Raw genomic sequence first — 17,546 nt, 5'->3', positions numbered from 1 at the left:
GCTATGCAGCACAAAACCAGGAAATGTCTCAAAAAAGATATGTCGTTTTTATAAAATTTACGCATTGGCGCAGCGCGGCCCAAATAAAAGCACGACGGTGCGGAAACGGCGAGGCGAATTATAATGCGGACTTTCGTTTTTGCGGACATCGAATGGACAGGTTAAGGCTCTACGCGCTGCTGGTACGCGCCCACAAACCCATCGGCATCCTGCTCTTGCTGTGGCCCACGCTGATCGCCCTGTGGCTGGCGGCAGGCGGCCCGCCGGACTGGCGCATCCTGCTGATCTACGTACTGGGCACCGCGCTGATGCGTTCGGCCGGCTGCGCCATCAACGACTACGCCGACCGCGACTTCGATCGCCACGTCAAGCGCACCGAGCAGCGACCGTTGACGTCCGGCAAGATCAGGTCGTGGGAAGCCCTGATGGTGGCAGGCGTGCTGGCGCTGCTGTCCTTCCTGCTGATCCTGCCGCTCAACGCACTGACCCTGCAACTGTCAGTGGCAGCGGTGATCATTGCCGCCACCTATCCCTACTTCAAGCGCTTCTTCGCCATTCCCCAGGCCTACCTGGGCATTGCCTTCGGCTTCGGTATCCCGATGGGCTTTGCTACGGTCACCGGCACGGTTCCCCTGGCGGCCTGGGTGCTGCTGATAGCCAACGTCTTCTGGGCAGTGGCGTATGACACCGAATATGCGATGGTGGACCGCGACGACGACCTGAAGATCGGCATCAAGACCTCGGCCATCACCTTCGGCCGCCACGATGTGCTGGCCGTGATGCTGTGCTACGCCGTGGCGCTGGCGCTGGTGTGGATGGTTGGCCTGCAATACGGACTGGGCCTGTGGTTCTCGGCCGGCATGCTGGTGGCCTGCGGCTTCGCGCTGTATCACTACACCCTGATCCGCGAACGTGACCGCATGCGCTGCTTCGCGGCCTTCAACAACAACAACTGGCTGGGCGCGGCGATCTTTGCCGGCGTCGCGCTGGACTACCTGATGCGCTGAAGCGGCATCGGGCGCCGATACGGGAACAGGAGACGACATGGAAGCGCAATTCTGGCTGGAACGCTGGCGCGAGGGCCGTACGCATTTTCATCAGGAACGGGTCACGCCGTTGCTGCAGAAATACTGGCCGCAACTGGCGCTGCCGGCCGGTAGTACGGTGCTGGTGCCGCTGTGCGGGAAGTCGCTGGACATGCTGTGGCTGGCCCAGCAGGGACACCGGGTGCTGGGCGTGGAACTGTCGGAACTGGCCATCACCCAGTTCTTCAGCCAGAACCAGCTCACGCCGGCGATCCATGAAAGCGCACAGGGCCGGCACTACGTGGCCGGTAACATCGAACTGGTGTGCGGCGATATCTTCCTGCTGGAAGACGCCACCCTGGCGGCCTGTGCCGGCGCCTACGACCGTGCCGCCCTGATCGCCCTACCGCCGGACATGCGGGCGCGTTATGTCGCCGAGATCTATGGCCGACTGCCCCCACAGGCCCGCAGCCTGCTGATCACACTGGAATACGACCAGCAGAAGATGGATGGCCCGCCCTTCTCGGTGGCAGAAGAAGAAGTACAACGGCTCTACGCGCCACACAGCGAAACCGTGGCAATCGACCGCCGGGATATCCTGGAGAAGGAACCGAAGTTCCTGGAGCGCGGATTGACGGCGCTGGATACGGTGGTCTATCGCTTGCAGCGCAAGGGTTGACGCCGCGCGGGCCTGTTTACACCTCAGCAGTGGTCCGCACCACCGTCACCCGACTGATGAGGAATTCGTCATCCACCACCACGCGGAACGGTACGCCGGTCACGTTGAAGCCGGGGCCGCCGTCGTCGTCCCAGGCCTGGGCAATGGCGTCGAAGTCGCGTGGACTCATCTGCAGCATCTGCGCGCTGATGACGAAGGTCGCACCGGTCTTCTGTTTCCTGACGATGTCTTCGAGCTTGGCCATGGGGTTTCCTGATTTTTCCTGAATCTGTGGTGAGGTGCAGCACGCCGGTCAACGTGCCGGCAGCAAGGCCATCACGTTGACCGGCTTGCCGTTGCGACGGATTTCGAAATACAGCTTGACCTTGTTGGTGTCGCTGTTGCCCATGGTGGCGATCTGCTGGCCGCGCGTGACCATCTGGCCTTCCTTGACGGTGATGCCCTTGTTGTGGGCATACACCGACAGCAGTTGCGGCGTGTGCTTGATGATCACCATGTTGCCGTAGCCACGGATGCCATGACCGGCATAGGTGACCTTGCCGGCGGCCGCGGCCACCACTGATTGTCCATCGCTGCCGACGATGTCGATGCCCTTCTTGTAGCTGTCCGCGCTGGGAGCGGATTTGCCCTGGGTGGGCCACATCCAGTCCAGCTTGGCGTCGGCCGGAGCAGGGGCATCGTCGTCGTCCTGTCCCTTGGCAGCAGGCTTGGTGGCCGGTCTGGCCGCCGGCTTGCGGGTAGCGGTCGAGGATGCCCCTGGACGGCTGCTCTGACCCGCTCCGGTGCGCGCCACCACGCCGGCCGGCGGGCGCACCAGGATGCGTTGACCGACCTCAAGATCGTCCGGATTACGCAACTTGTTCCAGGCACGCAGGTTGCCTGGGTTCTGGTCGAAGTCACGACCGATGCTGTAGAGGGTGTCGCCGCGCTTGACGGTGTAATAGCCGTCGCTGTCGGCCGTGGATGCGCAGCCGCCCAGCAACAGGATTCCCGCCAGCAGGGCCGGCAGCGCCCCGGAAGAAACTGCCCGTCTCATCAGGCCTTTCCGAATTCGTCGCCCAGCTCCTTGCTGCGCGTGGCCGCTGCCTGCAGGGCCTGGACGATGGCACCTTTCACGCCGGATTGCTCCAGGCTGGTCAGCGCCGCATAGGTGGTGCCGCCTTTGGAGGTCACGCGCTCGCGCAGGGTCGCCACCGATTCATCGGAACGACGCGCCAGTTCGGTGGCGCCGGCGAACGTGGCCTTGGCCAGTTGCAGGCCGTCTTCACGCGACAGGCCCAATTGGGCGGCGGCCTGCTCCATTGCCTCGAGAAAGTAGAACACATAGGCCGGGCCGCTGCCCGATACGGCGGTGACGGCATCGAGCTGTTCTTCGCTACCCAGCCACAGGGTTTCGCCCACCGCCTTGAGGATGGAATCGGCCTGTGCGCGCTGCAGCGTGGATACCTGGGCATGCGGCACCACGCCGGAGATGCCCTGGCCGATCAGCGCCGGGGTATTGGGCATGGCGCGTACGATGGCCTGGTGGCCATCCAGCCAGCGCACCATGTCGACAATGCGGATGCCAGCGGCAATCGAGACGATCAGTTGTGCGCCGATGAAGGGCTTGAGCGTGGCGACCACCTCGCGCATCTGCTGCGGCTTGACCGCCAGCACCACCACATCCACACCAGTGATGGCGCCATCGATGGCCTGCGCGGTGGAGACGCCGAACTTTTCCGCCAGCGACTTGAGCGCATCGGCATTGAGATCGACCACGTGGATGTCTTCTGCCGCCGCGACCTTGCCGACCAGTCCGCCGATCAAGGCCGCTGCCATATTGCCGCCGCCGATAAACGCTATCTTCACTTCCGCTCCTTGTGTCTTGTAGATGGTGTATCCGGTGTATCGCCGGGATGGATATTGCTGCAATGGCCGCGGCCTGGCCCGCTCATGCGTAATGCCGTGCGCCGAAGATGGCGCTGCCGATGCGCACGATGCTGGCCCCTTCGGCCACGGCGGCATCGAGATCGGCCGACATGCCCATGGACAGCGTGTCCAGCGCCAGGCCGTCGGCGCGCAACTGCTCGAACAGCCGGCGCACGGCGGCGAAAGCGGCCCGCTGTGCGGCCTCGTCCTCGCTCGGTGCCGGGATCGCCATCAGGCCGCGCAGGCGCAAGCCGGGCAAGCGCGCCACTTCGGCTGCGACCGCGGGCAATTCCTCTGGCGTCAGGCCGCTCTTGCTCTGTTCTCTGCTGATATTGACCTGCAGACAGATGTCCAGCGGCGGCAGTTCCGCAGGCCGTTGCTCAGACAGACGCTGCGCGATCTTCAGCCGGTCCACCGAATGCACCCAGTCGAAATGCTCGGCGATGGGCCGCGTCTTGTTGCTCTGGATGGGGCCGATGAAGTGCCACTCCAGCGCCATCCCGGGTGCCAGGCCCGGCATGGCGGCCATCTTGTCCAGCGCTTCCTGCAAATAGTTTTCGCCGAAAGCACGCTGCCCGGCCTGCACGGCTTCCAGCACCGCTTCCGGGCCGAAGGTCTTGGACACCGCCAACAATCGTACCGAAGCCGGGTCACGTCCCGCCTTTTCGACGGCGTGGGCGATCTGTTGTTGCACCTGTTGCAAGTGTTGAGCGATTGACGACATAATCCGGGGCCGGAAGGGGCGAGCCTGCGGGGAAAATAAACAGATTGATAGTGTGATCCTTGCCGGGATTATAAATGGACATTGCCACGCTACTGGCATTTGCCGTCAGAAATCAGGCCTCCGACCTGCATCTTTGTGCGGGCCTTCCGCCTGCGCTGCGAGTGCATGGGGCCATCCGTCGCATCAATCTCCAGCCCCTGAATACAGCACGGCTGCGGCAGTTGCTGCTGGATCTGATGCCGTCGCCCTGCCAGCAGCGCTATGCCGACGGTGGCGAATGCGACTTCGCCCTCGATCTTCCGACGCTGGGACGTTTCCGCGTCCACGCCTTCCATCAGCAGCGCGGCCCGGCCGCCGCCATCCGCCATCTCGGGCGCGAGCCCCCTACCCTGTCTGCGCTGGCCGCGCCACCGCTGTGTGCCGACCTGGCGCTGCGTCCGCATGGCCTGGTGCTGGTGACGGGCGCCACCGGCGCAGGCAAGAGCACAACGCTGGCGGCCATGCTGCGCCATATCAACGAGGAGCGGGCGGTCCATATCCTGACCATCGAAGACCCCATCGAGTTCGTGCATGAACCCCGCCGCGCACTGGTCAGCCAGCGCGAAATCGGCATCCATACCGCTGATGTCGCGCAGGCGCTGCGCGCCGCCCTGCGCGAAGACCCGGACGTGCTGCTGGTCGGCGAACTGCGCGACGCCGACACCATCCGCCTGGCCCTGTGCGCCGCCGAGACCGGTCATCTGGTGCTGGGGACGCTGCACACCGCCTCAGCGGCGCGGACCATGGATCGCATGATCGATGCCTTTCCCGCCGTCGAACAGGAATCAATCCGCAGCATGCTGGCCGAATCGCTGCAGGGCGTGATCGCACAGACCCTGTTACCCACCGCCGATGGCAACGGCCGGGTGGCCGCCCATGAACTGCTGGTCGCCACCCCGGCCGTGCGTAACCTGATCCGCGAAGGACGCAGTGCGCAACTGCTATCGGCGATGCAGTCCGGTGCGGCGCACGGTATGCAGACACTGCAGACCAGCCTGGCGCAACTGCTCCAGCAGGGCCGCATCAGCGAAAACACCGTGCGCGAGCATATGCCCTAGCCGCAAGCGGCCAGCGATCGGGAGGTTTAGAATGGCGGCGACAAAATCACGGGAAATCCAAAGGACCAGCACATGACCACTCTCTACGATTTCCAGCCCCGGCTGGCCGACCAGACCACCTTCCCACTGGAGCAACTGCGCGGCAAGGTGCTGCTCATCGTCAATACCGCCAGCAAATGCGGCTTCACACCGCAATACAACGGCCTGGAAGCGATCCACCGCCAGTTCCATGCCCGCGGCCTGGAGGTGATGGCCTTCCCCTGCAACCAGTTTGGCGCCCAGGAGCCCGGCAATGCCGAGGAAATCGGCGCTTTCTGCGAAAAGAACTATGGGGTCAGCTTCCCCCTGTTCGCCAAGATCGATGTCAATGGCGAGCAGGCCGATCCGCTGTTCCAGTATCTCAAGAAGGAAGCGCCGGGCCTCCTGGGCAGCAAGGCCATCAAGTGGAATTTCACCAAGTTCCTGGTGCGCCGCGACGGCAGCGTCTTCAAACGCTATGCGCCACAGACGCGCCCGGAGGAAATCGTCTCCGATATCGAGGGCTTGCTGGCCGAGTAAGTCGCAATCACGACAGATCAGGGCAACTCAAGGTCGTTCAAGGTAGTTCACGAATGATGCGGTAATCGGCGTCGTGCACGGGCACGAAGTGCGTGGCCCGCAGGCCGTCCAGCGTGAGCTTGACCCGTAGCGAATTCTTGTCCAGGAATACCGCGCGAATCTTGTTGCGGATATCGGCGCACAGCTGCCCGCGATAGACGAAGGGATCGAAGGGAATCGGCGCCGAGCGCCACAGCACGCGCAGGTCGCTCTTCTTGAGCCTGCCGTCGCTGATCATCCGCGAGAGATTGGTGCTGGCCACGAAAGCCGCGTCGGCATGGTGATTCAGCACCGCCATCACCGATTGCTCATGATTGCCGGCATAACCGACGCGGGAAAAATACCGGTCCAGCTGCAGCTTGTATTGGCGTGCAAAGATGTGGCGAGGAATCAGCGCACCCGAGGTGCTGTCCGGATCGGCCAGCGCCAGCACCTTGCCCGCCAGCGAGGCCACGCTGTCATACGGCCCCTGCGTACGCGTGACCAGCAGCGCGTAATACACCGCCGACACGCCGCGCTGCGCGGCAAAATTGGGTTCCACCTGCTCCATCGATGCGAATGGCGTGATCTGTGGATCACCCTTGTGCGCGGTCACGTACGAGGCCGGCCCCAGCCGTGCCACATCGACTGCGCCGGCGATAAGGCCTTCGATCACACCGCCATAGGAGGTCGGGATCACCACGTCCACCGGCATCTTCAATTTTTCCCGTAGTTCGTCGATCAATGGATTGAGCGCGGTCTGCTGCTCGCTGTCACGCCCCTGCGGCACGAAGGAAAAACGCAAACGTTGCGGCCGCTCGCAGGCGCCCCTGGCAGCGGCCATCGCAGGCGCCGTGACCAGGAAGGCAAGCGCACCCAGCAAGCCCAGCATGGCACAGTCCAGTGCAATCGGCCGTGCTAAGCGCAGGCCTGACAGTAACGTCTTCATGTGAGTTCGAACCTGCCTTTCTGCAAGAGTGGCACCAGCTGCGCCGCCGACACCGGGCGCTGCAGGTAGAAGCCCTGCACCTCATCGCAGCCCATCAGTTTCAGGTGCATCAGTTGCTCCTTGGTTTCCACGCCCTCGGCGACCACCTTCAGTCCCAGGTTGCGTGCCAGCGTGACGGTAGAGGCCACGATCATGCCGTCGCTGTTATCGTTGCGGATGTCGCGCACGAAAGAGCGATCTATCTTCAACGCATAGACCGGCAGCGCCTTGATGTGGCTGAGGCTGGAGTAGCCGGTGCCATAGTCGTCCAGGTAGATCTTCAAGCCCTCGTCACGCAGCTTTTCCAGGGTCTGGCGTGCCTGCTCCAGATCGGTGATGAAGCAGCTCTCGGTGACCTCGATCTCCAGCAGCTCGGCACTCAGGCCATGGCGGCGCAAGGCATCGCGGACGGTCTCGATCAATTTTTCGTCGTTCAACTGCTTGGCCGAGACATTGATCGCCACCGGTACCAGCGGCAGGCCGTCGGCCCGCCATTGCGCCAGCTGTCGGCACACTGCCTCGATGATCCAGTGGCCCAATGGCTGCACCAGATCGTGGGTCTCGGCCAGGCCGATGAATTCCCCAGGATAGATCAGGCCATGCTCGGGATGTTGCCAGCGGATCAGAGCTTCCATGCCGACCACCCGATAATCCTGCAGCGCCACCTTGGGCTGGTAGTGCAGGCAAAACTCGTTATCCCGAAGCGCCTGGCGGAAGCGCCCCAGCAGTTCCAGCCCACGTACGGCGATGGCATTGAGCGAGGCATCGTAGAAACGATATAGTCCGCTGCCGGCACTCTTGGCGGTGTACATGGCAGAATCGGCATTGGTCATCAGGGTCTCGATACTCTGACCATCGCGCGGATAGAGTGCGATGCCGATACTGGGCGCCGTCTCGACATCGCAGCCCAACAGATCAAGATAGGGTGCACGCAGGGTTTCCACCAGCTTGTCGGCAATCTCGGCCACGATTTCCTCGTCGCGGATTTCCGAGACCAGCACCACGAATTCATCTCCCCCCAGGCGCGCCACCAGATCGTATTCGCGCACGGCCGCGCGCAGCCGCCGCGCCACCTCCTGCAGCAACGCATCGCCCACGGCGTGGCCCAGGGTATCGTTGATCAGCTTGAACTTGTCGAGGTCGAGGAAGAACAGTGCATACAGATTGCGACTGCGCCGGGCCCGCGACAATTCGGTCGCCGCCAGTTCATAGAACAGCATGCGATTGGGAATGCCAGTCAGGTAATCGTGCGAGGCCAGTTGGTAGGCGCGGCTCTTTTCCTGCTCCAGTTGATGGATCAGGCCGCTCTTCTCGCGCTCCGAATAGAGCAGCTTGTCGTAGAGATAGCGGCGCCGGTGCGCCATGCTGATCAGCCCACCCGACAGGGCCACCACCAGCAGCGAAATCAGGATCGCCTGCACGTAGTATTGCCGATGGGCCGGCCACAGCTTGCCCAGCAACACCTGCGGGTCGCGGCTCACCACCACCGCCAGCGGGTAATGCGCCAGTCGCCGCTGCACGCCCACATACTGCACCTGATCGCCTGGACGCAAGGCGTGGATCAGGCCATCGCCCTTGCCGCCAAGCAGAAAGGTGGCATATTCCTGCCCGGCGAAATCGGACCCGCCAGAGAGAATGCCCCCCGATAGCTCGGCCAGTTGCAATCCGGCCGAGTTGATGATTTCGATGCGGCTGGCACCATCCACGCTCACCTCCTGATAGGTCTTCAGGAAATAGCCCAGATCGAGAATCGCGGCGAAGAAACCCTGCAGCGCACCCTTGCCGTCCGCCAGGGGAATGAGTAGCGGCACACGCCAGCTATAGCCCTCGCGATCCATGGGAGGCTTGATGATCATGGGACTCTGCTCGGCCGAAGCGGTCAGGGAACTCATATAGCCGGCATTGATGAGCCGGCTCAGTTCGGGCTCGCTCTTCTGGCGCGACGACGAATAGACCAGCCGACCGCGGGCATCGAACATGGCCACGCGCAGATAGGCCGAATCGCCATTGAACAGCGGATTGAAATAGGCCGACGAGGATTGCTCGCCATTGAGCATCGATTGTCCGATGCGCGAATACAGCAGGGTCTTGCCCAGCACCTCATCCAGGTTGGCCGAGACGATGGCGGCAACGTTACGGCTATCGGCGATGGAACCGGCGATGGCCAGCTGTTTTTCGTTCTCGATGCGAAGGAGGGTGAAATACCACACCAGCGACAGCACGCCGGCGGCAAGCAGCACCAGCCCCGCCGACACTCCTCTGCCCGCGAGCAGTCTGGTCAGCAGCCCTTTCGGCTCGAACGATAACGGCTTACGCAATCCCCACCCACTTGAACATGGCGCCGACCCGGCGGCGCTTGGCTAAACCCTTTTTGACTGGGTGAGGGTAATGGGGATTTATGTCAAGTTGATGACAAGCATCATTACCACCTCGACACCGAAATTCAAATAGACATTGCATTTCTGATTAACCTGACTAAGCTGTCCTTGGGGATAAAACACGAACAAAAACCATTGGGGGGAACAATGCGCAACCTGTCACGTTACGGGCGCCTGGGGGGCCTGCTTTGCCTGTCTAGCCTGAGTGCCTGCACACATCTCTATCAGCCGTATTCGGCCCATTCGCTGAGTTCGCTTGAGTTGAGCAAGACCTACGAAAACCTCAAAAGCAAGACCGGTACGTTGATTACCGAGCAAAAATGTTATGCCCCTCTGAGTGCAGCCGATCAAGCCACGCTAGGTAGCCTGTGCACGCAGCAGCGTAATCTGGCCGTCTCGGCACTGGTGATGACTTCCGCCGAGGAATGCCTGCGCTACCGACGTGGACTATACGGCACGGAAGCATCGTGGAATATTGCGCTGGGAACTACCACCAGCCTGTTTGCCGGTGCAGCCGCAGTCGCCGGCAGTACCCAGGGCAAGTCCATCCTCGGCGCGCTGGCGCTGTTCAGCAATTCCGAACGTTCATTGATCAACGAGACGATCTACAAGCAGATGCTCGTGACCGCGGTCGATAAGAAAATCGTTGAGATGCGCGATACTAAAATGCTGGCGATCTATGGCTCCATGCAGGGTGATGTGAACGTCTATCCCATCTATCGTGCATTCGGGGATGTCATCGATCTCCATAACACCTGCTCCTTCGTGGATGGATTGCAGAAGGCACTGGAAGAAGGTACACAGGGGACATCCGCACAACGCATCACGCGACTCAAGCAGACCCTGCAAGGCTTGGTGGCCGAGCGAGATGCCACTGTCGCCGCCGGCAAGACCGAGGATGCGGAAGCGATCAAGAAGCGGATAGAAGGTGTCAGGACTGAGTTGTCCGTGGAAGAGAAAAAATGAGATGGAGAGTAGTGAACAAGAGCTTCCTCCTGCCCGAAAGAAAAACGCCACGGCGAACCGTGGCGGTTGTCGTGCAAGCGGCAGATCAGTTCTTGCTTTGATCGACCAGCTTGTTGGCCTTGATCCAGGGCATCATGGCGCGCAGCTTCTCGCCCACGATTTCGATCTGGTGTTCGGCGTTGATGCGACGACGCGACATCAGGGTCGGTGCACCGGCCTTGTTTTCCAGGATGAAGCTCTTGGCGTATTCGCCGGTCTGGATGTCTTCCAGCACCTTCTTCATGGCGGCCTTGCTCTCGGCGTTGATCACGCGCGGGCCGGTCACGTACTCGCCGTATTCGGCGTTGTTGGAGATCGAGTAGTTCATGTTGGCGATACCGCCTTCATAGATCAGGTCGACGATCAGCTTCAGTTCGTGCAGGCACTCGAAGTAGGCCATTTCCGGGGCGTAGCCAGCTTCCACCAGGGTTTCGAAACCGGCCTTGATCAGTTCCACGGTACCGCCACACAGCACGGCCTGTTCGCCGAACAGGTCGGTTTCGGTTTCTTCGCGGAAGTTGGTTTCGATGATGCCAGCCCGGCCGCCGCCATTGGCGGTGGCATACGACAGGGCCAGGTCACGGGCCGAGCCGGACTTGTCCTGGTGCACGGCGATCAGGTGCGGCACGCCGCCACCCTGGCTGTAGGTCGAACGCACGGTGTGGCCCGGAGCCTTGGGGGCGATCATGATGATGTCCAGGTCAGCGCGCGGCACGACCTGGCCATAGTGGATGTTGAAGCCGTGCGCGAAGGCGACGGTTGCACCTTGCTTGGCGAACGGTGCGACGTTCTCGGCATAGACTTCGCCGATGTTTTCGTCGGGCAGCAGGATCATGATGACGTCGGCGTCCTTGACGGCGTCGTTCACTTCAGCGACCTTCAGGCCGGCCTTCTCGGCCTTGGACCAGGAAGCGCCCCCCTTACGCAGGCCGACGGTCACCTTCACGCCCGAATCCTTCAGGTTCAGGGCGTGGGCATGACCTTGCGAACCGTAACCGATGATGGTCACGTTCTTGTTCTTGATCAGGGACAGGTCTGCGTCTTTGTCGTAGAAGACTTTCATGAATTTCCTAAAGAAGTTGGGCAGGGACCGCACTCGCGGTCCGCATATCGTTTATATGATTTAAACCGTTTCAGGCCACGGCATAAGCCGGCATGGCCTGGTCACGTACGTGCGGGATGTCCAGTTGTCGCAGCTTGCGATAAAGCGAAGCACGGCACATTCCCAGTTGCCGCGAAGCGGCAGAGATGTTCCAGCGACTGCCATTCAAGGCAGCGATGACGCGCGTGCGCTCATCCCGGTACGGATCGCCGGTAAGCACAACGGACGTAGCGTCCCCTTCGGCTCGTGACGCGAAGGGGCGGATCTGGGCAGCGCGGCCGATGGGATGGATCTGGGCCAGTGGCAGCGCCTGGAATTGCATCAATTCTTCGGGCAGGTCGCGCAACTCGATGCGACCGCCGTTCATCACCGCGCAGCTGTAGCGAATTACCGCATGCATCTGACGCAGGTTGCCCGGCCACGGATAGGCCAGCAGCTGCTGCAGGGCCGCCGGGGCGATGACGTTCTCGTCGGCAGCCTCCCCCAGCTCGTCGGCGATCATCTGCATCACCAGTCGACGGCGGTCGGTGCGTTCGCGCAGCGCCGGCAGTCGCAGCACGCCACCGGCGACGCGGTAATACAGGTCTTCGCGGAAGCGTCCCTCGCCGATCAGTGTCTTCAAATCCTGATGGGTGGCGCAGATCAGTTGCAGATCGACCGGCACCGGCCGCATCGCTCCCAGCGGGATCACCTCGCGCTCGGACAGCACCCGCAGCAGGCGCGTTTGCAGCGCGAAGGGCATGTCGCCGATTTCATCGAGGAACAGCGTGCCGCCATCGGCCTGCTGGACCTTGCCCTTCATGCCGCCCGGCAGCGCACCCGAGAAAGCACCCTTGCAGTAGCCGAACAGTTCACTCTCGGCCAGACTTTCCGGGATGGAGGCGCAATTGACCGCCACCCAAGCGGCCTGGCGGCGCGCGCTGTAGTCATGCAACGCTCGCGACAGGTATTCCTTGCCGGTACCGGTCTCGCCCAGGATCAGCACCGGAATGCCGCGATCGATCAGGCGCTTGCCGCGCTCCATCAGCTCGCGCATGAGTTCATCACCGGCGGCCAGCTGGTCGATATCGCGATAGCGGGGCGCGGTGCGGGAAGCAGCGCAGCGGTGGCTGCGGGCAGTATGGGCAGTATCGGCGGTGCGGACGTCACTCTCAGCCATGGGCTGTTCTACCGGGGGTGTCGGCATGATTGTCGGCATGATGGTCTCCTGTCTTGAACTGCTTTTTTATCGAACCGTCTTCCCTTGGAGCGGCTCTTTATGCGCGGGGTCTGGCTTGTGGCCGGCCCGGAGAAGTGTCGCAATGGCACGTCTGCGGCAAAGAATAGCCAGACAATCCGATGACTTCCAATACAATGTACAGACAGAATCAATACCTTAAAGGTATCAAATGATCGAATTGAGACACCTCACCTATTTCCGCACCGTAGCAGAAACCTTGCATTTCGGACGTGCAGCGGAACTGCTGCACATCTCGCAACCGCCGCTCACACGCCAGATTGCGGCCCTGGAGCGAGAGCTGGGCGCGCAATTGTTCGATCGCAGCAAACGGGCCGTCCAGTTGACCTCGGCCGGCAAATATTTTTATCGCGACACCACAGAAATTTTCAAGGCACTGGAGCGGGCCAAGCGCAATGTCTCGTCATCGAGCACCGGCAAGAGCGGTGCGTTGAAGGTGGGGTTCATGATGTCCTCGGCCTACAACATCCTGCCCTCGGTGACGCGCCACTATTCGGCCGCCTATCCCGAGGTGGACATGCGCCTGACCGAATATGTCCCCAACCTGTTGGCCACCGACATCGAGGACGAGAAGGTGGACGTGGGCATCATGTACCGCCCGGAAGACTGCAGCCGCCTGGACAGTCACACCATCTATGCCGAGCCCCTGCTGGCGGTGCTGCCCCGTGAACATCGCCTGGCCGGCAAGGAAGCCATCTCCGCCGCCGAACTGGCGGACGACCCTTTCGTCAGCATCCCCCGCACGATTGCGCCGGTGGTATTCGACCTCATCATCAAGCACTGCCAGGCGCGAGGTTTCCGCCCGCGCATCGTGCTGGAAGCCAATCTGCAGCAGACCATCGTCAACCTGGTCGGCGAAGGCCTGGGCGTAGCCCTGGTACCGACTTCGATGCAGGCCATGCACCTGGACACCACCGTCTTCAAACCCCTGGTCGATGCGCCACTGGTCGAAGTCGCCGTGATCTGGAACAAGGAGAATACCAATCCCTGTATCCGTACCTTTGCCGATACGGCGGTGGAGGTGTGGCGGAAGATGCAGCCAACGGCGCCATAAAAAAACCCGGACGCTCTTGGACGCCCGGGTTCAAACCACGGCGGGTCGGCTTCAACGCCCGCCCACCTGCGGCCAACAAACAAACCTGCTCAACTAGGGCCTGTTCACACTCATCCGGCGCAGCGCAGCGACAATCCCCCATCCACGATCAGGTCCAGTCCCGTGATGTAGCGCGCGTTATCAGATGCCAGGAACAGCGAGGCATGCGCCACGTCCCAGGCGTCGCCCATGAAGCCCATCGGGCATTGCGCGTTGCGCTTGGCGCGCATCTCTTCGATATCACCCCCATAGGCGGCCTTGAGCGGCTCGCGGATCATGGGCGTATCCATCATGCCCGGCAGCACGCAGTTGGCGCGGATGCCCATGGGCGCGTACTGCATTGCCACGTTCTTGGTAAATGCCAGGATGGCGGCCTTGGTCGCGGTATAGCCGAGGTAGGGAAAACCGATCCAGCGCAGTGCCGCCAGCGAGGAAATGTTGACGATGGCCCCTTTCTTCTGCTTTTCCATGATCGGCAGTACGTGCTTATGGGTCAGGAACAGGCTGGTCTGGTTGACCGCCACGAGGCGGTTCCAGCTCTCTTCGCTGGTCTCCACCGGTCCACCGGTTTCGGCGATGCCGACATTGTTGTGCAGCACATCCACCCGGCCGAAGTGGTCCATCGCGGCATCGGCGATGGCCTTCACGTCGGCGCTTTTTGAGACATCGGCCGCCAACACTTCACAGACCCCGCCCTCGCTGCGGATGATTTCGCGGGTCTGCAACGCGGCTTCGATGCTGCGATCCACCGCCAGCACCCGCCCGCCTTCACGGGCATACAGCGCGGCGGCGGCCTTGCCGTTGCCCCAGCCTTCGCCCACCGAACCGGCGCCGGTCACGATGATGACCTTGCCTTCCATCAGCTTGTCCATGGTAGCGCTCCTCAGATCTCAAGCACGCCGCCGGCGACGAAGCCGCCATCCACGGGTACCACGTGGCCGGTGATGTAGGAGGATTCTTCCGAGGCCAGGAAACTCACGGCCGAGGCGATTTCGTCGGTGGTGCCGTAGCGCCGCATGGGCACCAGGCGGTAGTAGCTCTCGCGGGTCTGCTCGGAATGCATGGCCTGGGTCATGGGGGTATCGACCGGACCGGGGGCAACGCTGTTGACGGTGATGCCGTATTGCGCCAGTTCGATGGCCATCTGGCGCGTCAGGCCGATGACGGCGGCCTTGGAGGTGCCGTAGGCAGTGCGGCCGGCCCCGGCGCGGATGCCCGAGATGGACGAGATATTGACGATGCGGCCCCACTGCTGCCTGACCATCAGACGCGCCGCATGCTGGCCTGCCAGCAGTACGCCGGTGACATTGACGTTCATGGTCTGCAGCCAGTTGTCGAGCGGGTAATCGAGGAAGGAATAGGTACGTGCCACGCCGGCATTGTTGACCAGCACGTCGCAGCGACCATAGTCCTTCTCGATGTGGGCGAAGGCGGCGGCGATGGATTCCGGATTGCCGAGGTCCATCTGCAGCGCGGCCGCCCGGTGGCCGGAGGCCACCAGCGCGTCGGCGGTCTGCTGGGCCGCCTCCAGGTTGATGTCGGCCACCAGTACAGTGTGGCCCTTGGCCGCCAGTTGCTGGCAAATGCTGGCGCCGATGCCCATGGCTCCGCCCGTCACGAGCGCCACGCGGGCGCCGCTATCATTGCGATTCATATTGTCTCCGTGGATGTTGGCGGCCCCGGGAAGGAGGATGGGGCCGCCGTTTTCTAAGTCGTCGTTGGCAAATCAATCATGGACATTCCCTGATCGCTCGCATGACCGGTGAGTGGATCAGAGGAAGCCGATGGAAATCCAGGGCACGAAGGCCACCACCAGCAGCGCCACCACGAGCGCGGCCAGATAGCCCCAGACCCGGTTGAAGACGCCGTCCGGCGAGACCTTGCCGATGGCGCAGGCGGCATAGAAGCCGACGCCGAAGGGCGGAGCGAACAGGCCGATGCCCATCGCCAGGATCACCACCATCGCATAGTGCACGTCATGCACGCCCAGTGAACGCGCCACCGGGAACAGCAGCGGTCCGAACAACACGATGGCAGGGATGCCTTCCAGCAGGCTGCCCAGCACGATGAAGATGACGATGGTGATCAGCAGGAAGCCGGTGCCACCGCCGGGCACCCCTTGCATCAAGGCGACCAACTTGGAGGAGAAGCCCGATTGCGTCAGTGCCCAGGCCATCGCAGTGGCCATGCCGATGATCAGCAGGATGGCGCCGGACAGCGCAGCCGATTCGATCAGCATCGGATAGAGGCGCTTGAAGTTCAGGTGCTTCATGAACAGGTGCATGATCAGGCCGACCACCACCGTATAGGCCACGCCGATGGTGGCGACCTCGGTGGCCGTGGCCACACCCTCGATGACGGCCACGCGGATCAGCATGGGCAGCGCCAGCGCGGGAATGGCGGCGATCAGGGTCTTCATGATCAGCGACAGGGGTGCACGCGGCACGTCCGGCATCGGTTCGCGGCGGGCGCGCATCCAGCACACCACGGCGATGGCGATGGTGGCGATGGCCGCCGGCATCAGGCCACCGATGAACAGCGCCGTGATCGAGACGCTGCAGACCGCGCCGATGGTGATCAACACCAGGCTGGGCGGGATGGTCTCGGTCATCGCGCCGGAGGATGACAGCAGAGCCACCAGTTCTTCCGGCTTGGAGCCGCGTTTCTTCATCTCGGGGAACAGCGCCGGTGCGATGGCCGCCATGTCGGCCGCCTTGGAACCGGAGATGCCGGAGACCAGGAACATCGCACCCAGCAGCACGTATTGCAGGCCGCCGCGCACGTGGCCCAGCAGGGCCGCCATGAAATCGATCAGGGTCTTGGCCAGGCCCGACATTTCCAGCAGTGAGCCCAGCAGCACGAACAGCGGCACCGACAGCAGGATCAGGCTGGACATGCCCTCGTCCATGCGGCTGACCACGATCATCAGCGGCGCCGTGGTGGCCAGTGCGAGATAGGCCATGGTGGCGGTGCCGAAGGCGAAGGCGATGGGGATGCCGCCAGCCACGCACACGCCAATCAGCAGCACGAAGAACACGATCAGGTTGTAGTTGCCCATGGCCATCAGGGCAGGCTGCGCCAGCCACAGCGCCCCCGCGATCACGGCCACCACCGCCAGCGCCGAGAGCAGCAGACGCATGGTGGTCAGGGCGGCCATGCGCGAGACGGCCGCCAGCAGCATCAGGATGGCGCCCACCGGCAAGGCGGCAGCGCGCAGACCATCAGGAATTTCCAGGGCCGGGGTGGTGATGGGCATCTGTTCGACCGCATGGTCCAGTGCCGGGTGGATCACCATCAATACGAAGATGCAGACCACCAGCGCCGCCACCGTTTCCAGCCAGATGCGGCCTTTCTCGGAACACTTGTTGATGATGGCGGTGAGCCGCATGTGCTCGCCACGGTCCAGGGCCAGCACGGCGCCCAGCATGGACAGCCAGATGAAGAGGATCGAGGCCAGTTCATCGGACCAGACCAGGGGGTCATGCAGTGCATATCGGTAGATCACGCCGGTCAGCAGCACGATCGTCTCGGCCAGTACCAGGCAGGCGGCCAGCGCGCCCACCACATGCATGACCATGCGGTTCAGGCCCACCAGTGCGCGCGCGAACGGATTCATGTTGACCGGGGCGCGGTAAGTCATTGCAGCTTCCATCATCAAGCTCCAGCGAAAAAAGTCGGGGCGGACGGCGCCACGGCCCGAAGCGGGCGGTGGCGTCCTCCGTTCAGGCCGGACG

The 17,546-nt window shown here is 62.6% G+C and carries 17 protein-coding genes; 6 read left to right on the top strand and 11 right to left on the bottom strand.

Translation table 11 applies throughout. The features are described 5' to 3' along the window. Positions 1-152 precede the first annotated feature (152 nt). Positions 153-1,007, top strand: a complete 855-nt coding sequence (ubiA, locus tag I5R65_RS17835; RefSeq protein ID WP_180666455.1) for a 4-hydroxybenzoate octaprenyltransferase — start codon at positions 153-155, stop codon at positions 1,005-1,007. A 37-nt stretch (positions 1,008-1,044) separates the two neighbouring features. Beyond that, on the top strand, positions 1,045-1,704 hold the full coding sequence (locus tag I5R65_RS17830; RefSeq protein ID WP_180666453.1) for a thiopurine S-methyltransferase: 660 nt from the start codon (positions 1,045-1,047) through the stop codon (positions 1,702-1,704). A gap of 16 nt (positions 1,705-1,720) precedes the next feature. Here the strand turns inward: I5R65_RS17830 and I5R65_RS17825 are convergent, their stop codons facing one another. From I5R65_RS17825 to I5R65_RS17810, 4 genes are all read right to left on the bottom strand, one after another. Further along, positions 1,721-1,948, bottom strand: coding sequence for a hypothetical protein (locus I5R65_RS17825; protein WP_180666451.1), 228 nt, complete (start codon positions 1,946-1,948; stop codon positions 1,721-1,723). Between the two features lie 48 nt (positions 1,949-1,996). Next, complete coding sequence (locus I5R65_RS17820) at positions 1,997-2,740, bottom strand: peptidoglycan DD-metalloendopeptidase family protein (RefSeq protein WP_180666449.1); 744 nt, start codon at positions 2,738-2,740, stop codon at positions 1,997-1,999. Beyond that, a complete protein-coding gene (gene proC / locus I5R65_RS17815; RefSeq protein ID WP_180666447.1) occupies positions 2,740-3,552 on the bottom strand; it encodes a pyrroline-5-carboxylate reductase in 813 nt (270 codons plus the stop codon). Before proC ends, I5R65_RS17820 begins: the two co-directional genes overlap by 1 nt. Before the next feature lie 82 nt (positions 3,553-3,634). Then, positions 3,635-4,336: a YggS family pyridoxal phosphate-dependent enzyme gene (locus I5R65_RS17810; RefSeq protein ID WP_180666445.1), complete on the bottom strand. Its 702-nt coding sequence runs from the start codon at positions 4,334-4,336 to the stop codon at positions 3,635-3,637. 74 nt (positions 4,337-4,410) lie between these two features. On the opposite strand from I5R65_RS17810, the gene I5R65_RS17805 reads away from it, so the two are divergent. Together I5R65_RS17805 and I5R65_RS17800 are read left to right on the top strand one after the other, a co-directional pair. Next, on the top strand, positions 4,411-5,433 hold the full coding sequence (locus I5R65_RS17805; RefSeq protein ID WP_180666443.1) for a type IV pilus twitching motility protein PilT: 1,023 nt from the start codon (positions 4,411-4,413) through the stop codon (positions 5,431-5,433). A 72-nt stretch (positions 5,434-5,505) separates the two neighbouring features. Further along, positions 5,506-5,991 carry a glutathione peroxidase gene (locus I5R65_RS17800; RefSeq protein ID WP_180666441.1) on the top strand — a complete coding sequence of 162 codons (486 nt, stop codon included), beginning with the start codon at positions 5,506-5,508 and terminating at the stop codon, positions 5,989-5,991. A gap of 37 nt (positions 5,992-6,028) precedes the next feature. Here the strand turns inward: I5R65_RS17800 and I5R65_RS17795 are convergent, their stop codons facing one another. Both I5R65_RS17795 and I5R65_RS17790 read right to left on the bottom strand, forming a co-directional pair. Next, a complete protein-coding gene (locus I5R65_RS17795) occupies positions 6,029-6,901 on the bottom strand; it encodes a phosphate/phosphite/phosphonate ABC transporter substrate-binding protein (RefSeq protein ID WP_180667020.1) in 873 nt (290 codons plus the stop codon). A 53-nt stretch (positions 6,902-6,954) separates the two neighbouring features. Beyond that, a complete protein-coding gene (locus tag I5R65_RS17790) occupies positions 6,955-9,240 on the bottom strand; it encodes a bifunctional diguanylate cyclase/phosphodiesterase (RefSeq protein ID WP_180667018.1) in 2,286 nt (761 codons plus the stop codon). 282 nt (positions 9,241-9,522) lie between these two features. Here I5R65_RS17790 and I5R65_RS17785 point away from each other — a divergent pair, with 282 nt between their 5' ends. Continuing rightward, the gene (locus I5R65_RS17785; RefSeq protein WP_180666439.1) at positions 9,523-10,341 is read left to right on the top strand and encodes a hypothetical protein; all 819 of its coding nucleotides are present in this window, start codon (positions 9,523-9,525) and stop codon (positions 10,339-10,341) included. 85 nt (positions 10,342-10,426) lie between these two features. Here I5R65_RS17785 and ilvC read toward each other — a convergent pair whose 3' ends face one another. Together ilvC and I5R65_RS17775 are read right to left on the bottom strand one after the other, a co-directional pair. Beyond that, a complete protein-coding gene (gene ilvC / locus I5R65_RS17780; protein WP_180666437.1) occupies positions 10,427-11,443 on the bottom strand; it encodes a ketol-acid reductoisomerase in 1,017 nt (338 codons plus the stop codon). A 70-nt stretch (positions 11,444-11,513) separates the two neighbouring features. After that, on the bottom strand, positions 11,514-12,668 hold the full coding sequence (locus tag I5R65_RS17775) for a sigma-54-dependent Fis family transcriptional regulator (protein ID WP_180667016.1): 1,155 nt from the start codon (positions 12,666-12,668) through the stop codon (positions 11,514-11,516). A gap of 202 nt (positions 12,669-12,870) precedes the next feature. Between I5R65_RS17775 and I5R65_RS17770 the strand changes: the two genes are divergently transcribed. After that, positions 12,871-13,773, top strand: coding sequence for a LysR family transcriptional regulator (locus tag I5R65_RS17770; RefSeq protein WP_180666435.1), 903 nt, complete (start codon positions 12,871-12,873; stop codon positions 13,771-13,773). Between the two features lie 110 nt (positions 13,774-13,883). Here I5R65_RS17770 and I5R65_RS17765 read toward each other — a convergent pair whose 3' ends face one another. The 3 genes from I5R65_RS17765 to I5R65_RS17755 all read right to left on the bottom strand — a co-directional run bounded on the left by I5R65_RS17765 (position 13,884) and on the right by I5R65_RS17755 (position 17,467). Beyond that, entirely contained in the window at positions 13,884-14,684 is an 801-nt protein-coding gene (locus I5R65_RS17765; RefSeq protein ID WP_006462001.1) for an SDR family NAD(P)-dependent oxidoreductase, read from the bottom strand. An 11-nt stretch (positions 14,685-14,695) separates the two neighbouring features. Beyond that, the gene (locus I5R65_RS17760; protein WP_180666433.1) at positions 14,696-15,466 is read right to left on the bottom strand and encodes an SDR family NAD(P)-dependent oxidoreductase; all 771 of its coding nucleotides are present in this window, start codon (positions 15,464-15,466) and stop codon (positions 14,696-14,698) included. Between the two features lie 117 nt (positions 15,467-15,583). Then, positions 15,584-17,467 (bottom strand): TRAP transporter large permease subunit, encoded by a 1,884-nt coding sequence (locus I5R65_RS17755; protein WP_180666431.1) that lies wholly within the window; start codon positions 17,465-17,467, stop codon positions 15,584-15,586. Between the last annotated feature and the right edge of the window lie 79 nt (positions 17,468-17,546).

Source organism: Herbaspirillum sp. AP02, from assembly GCF_015767275.1.
Lineage (GTDB): Bacteria > Pseudomonadota > Gammaproteobacteria > Burkholderiales > Burkholderiaceae_D > Herbaspirillum.
Note: the sequence above shows the minus strand (reverse complement) of the source record. Positions and strands in the feature narration are given on the sequence as shown.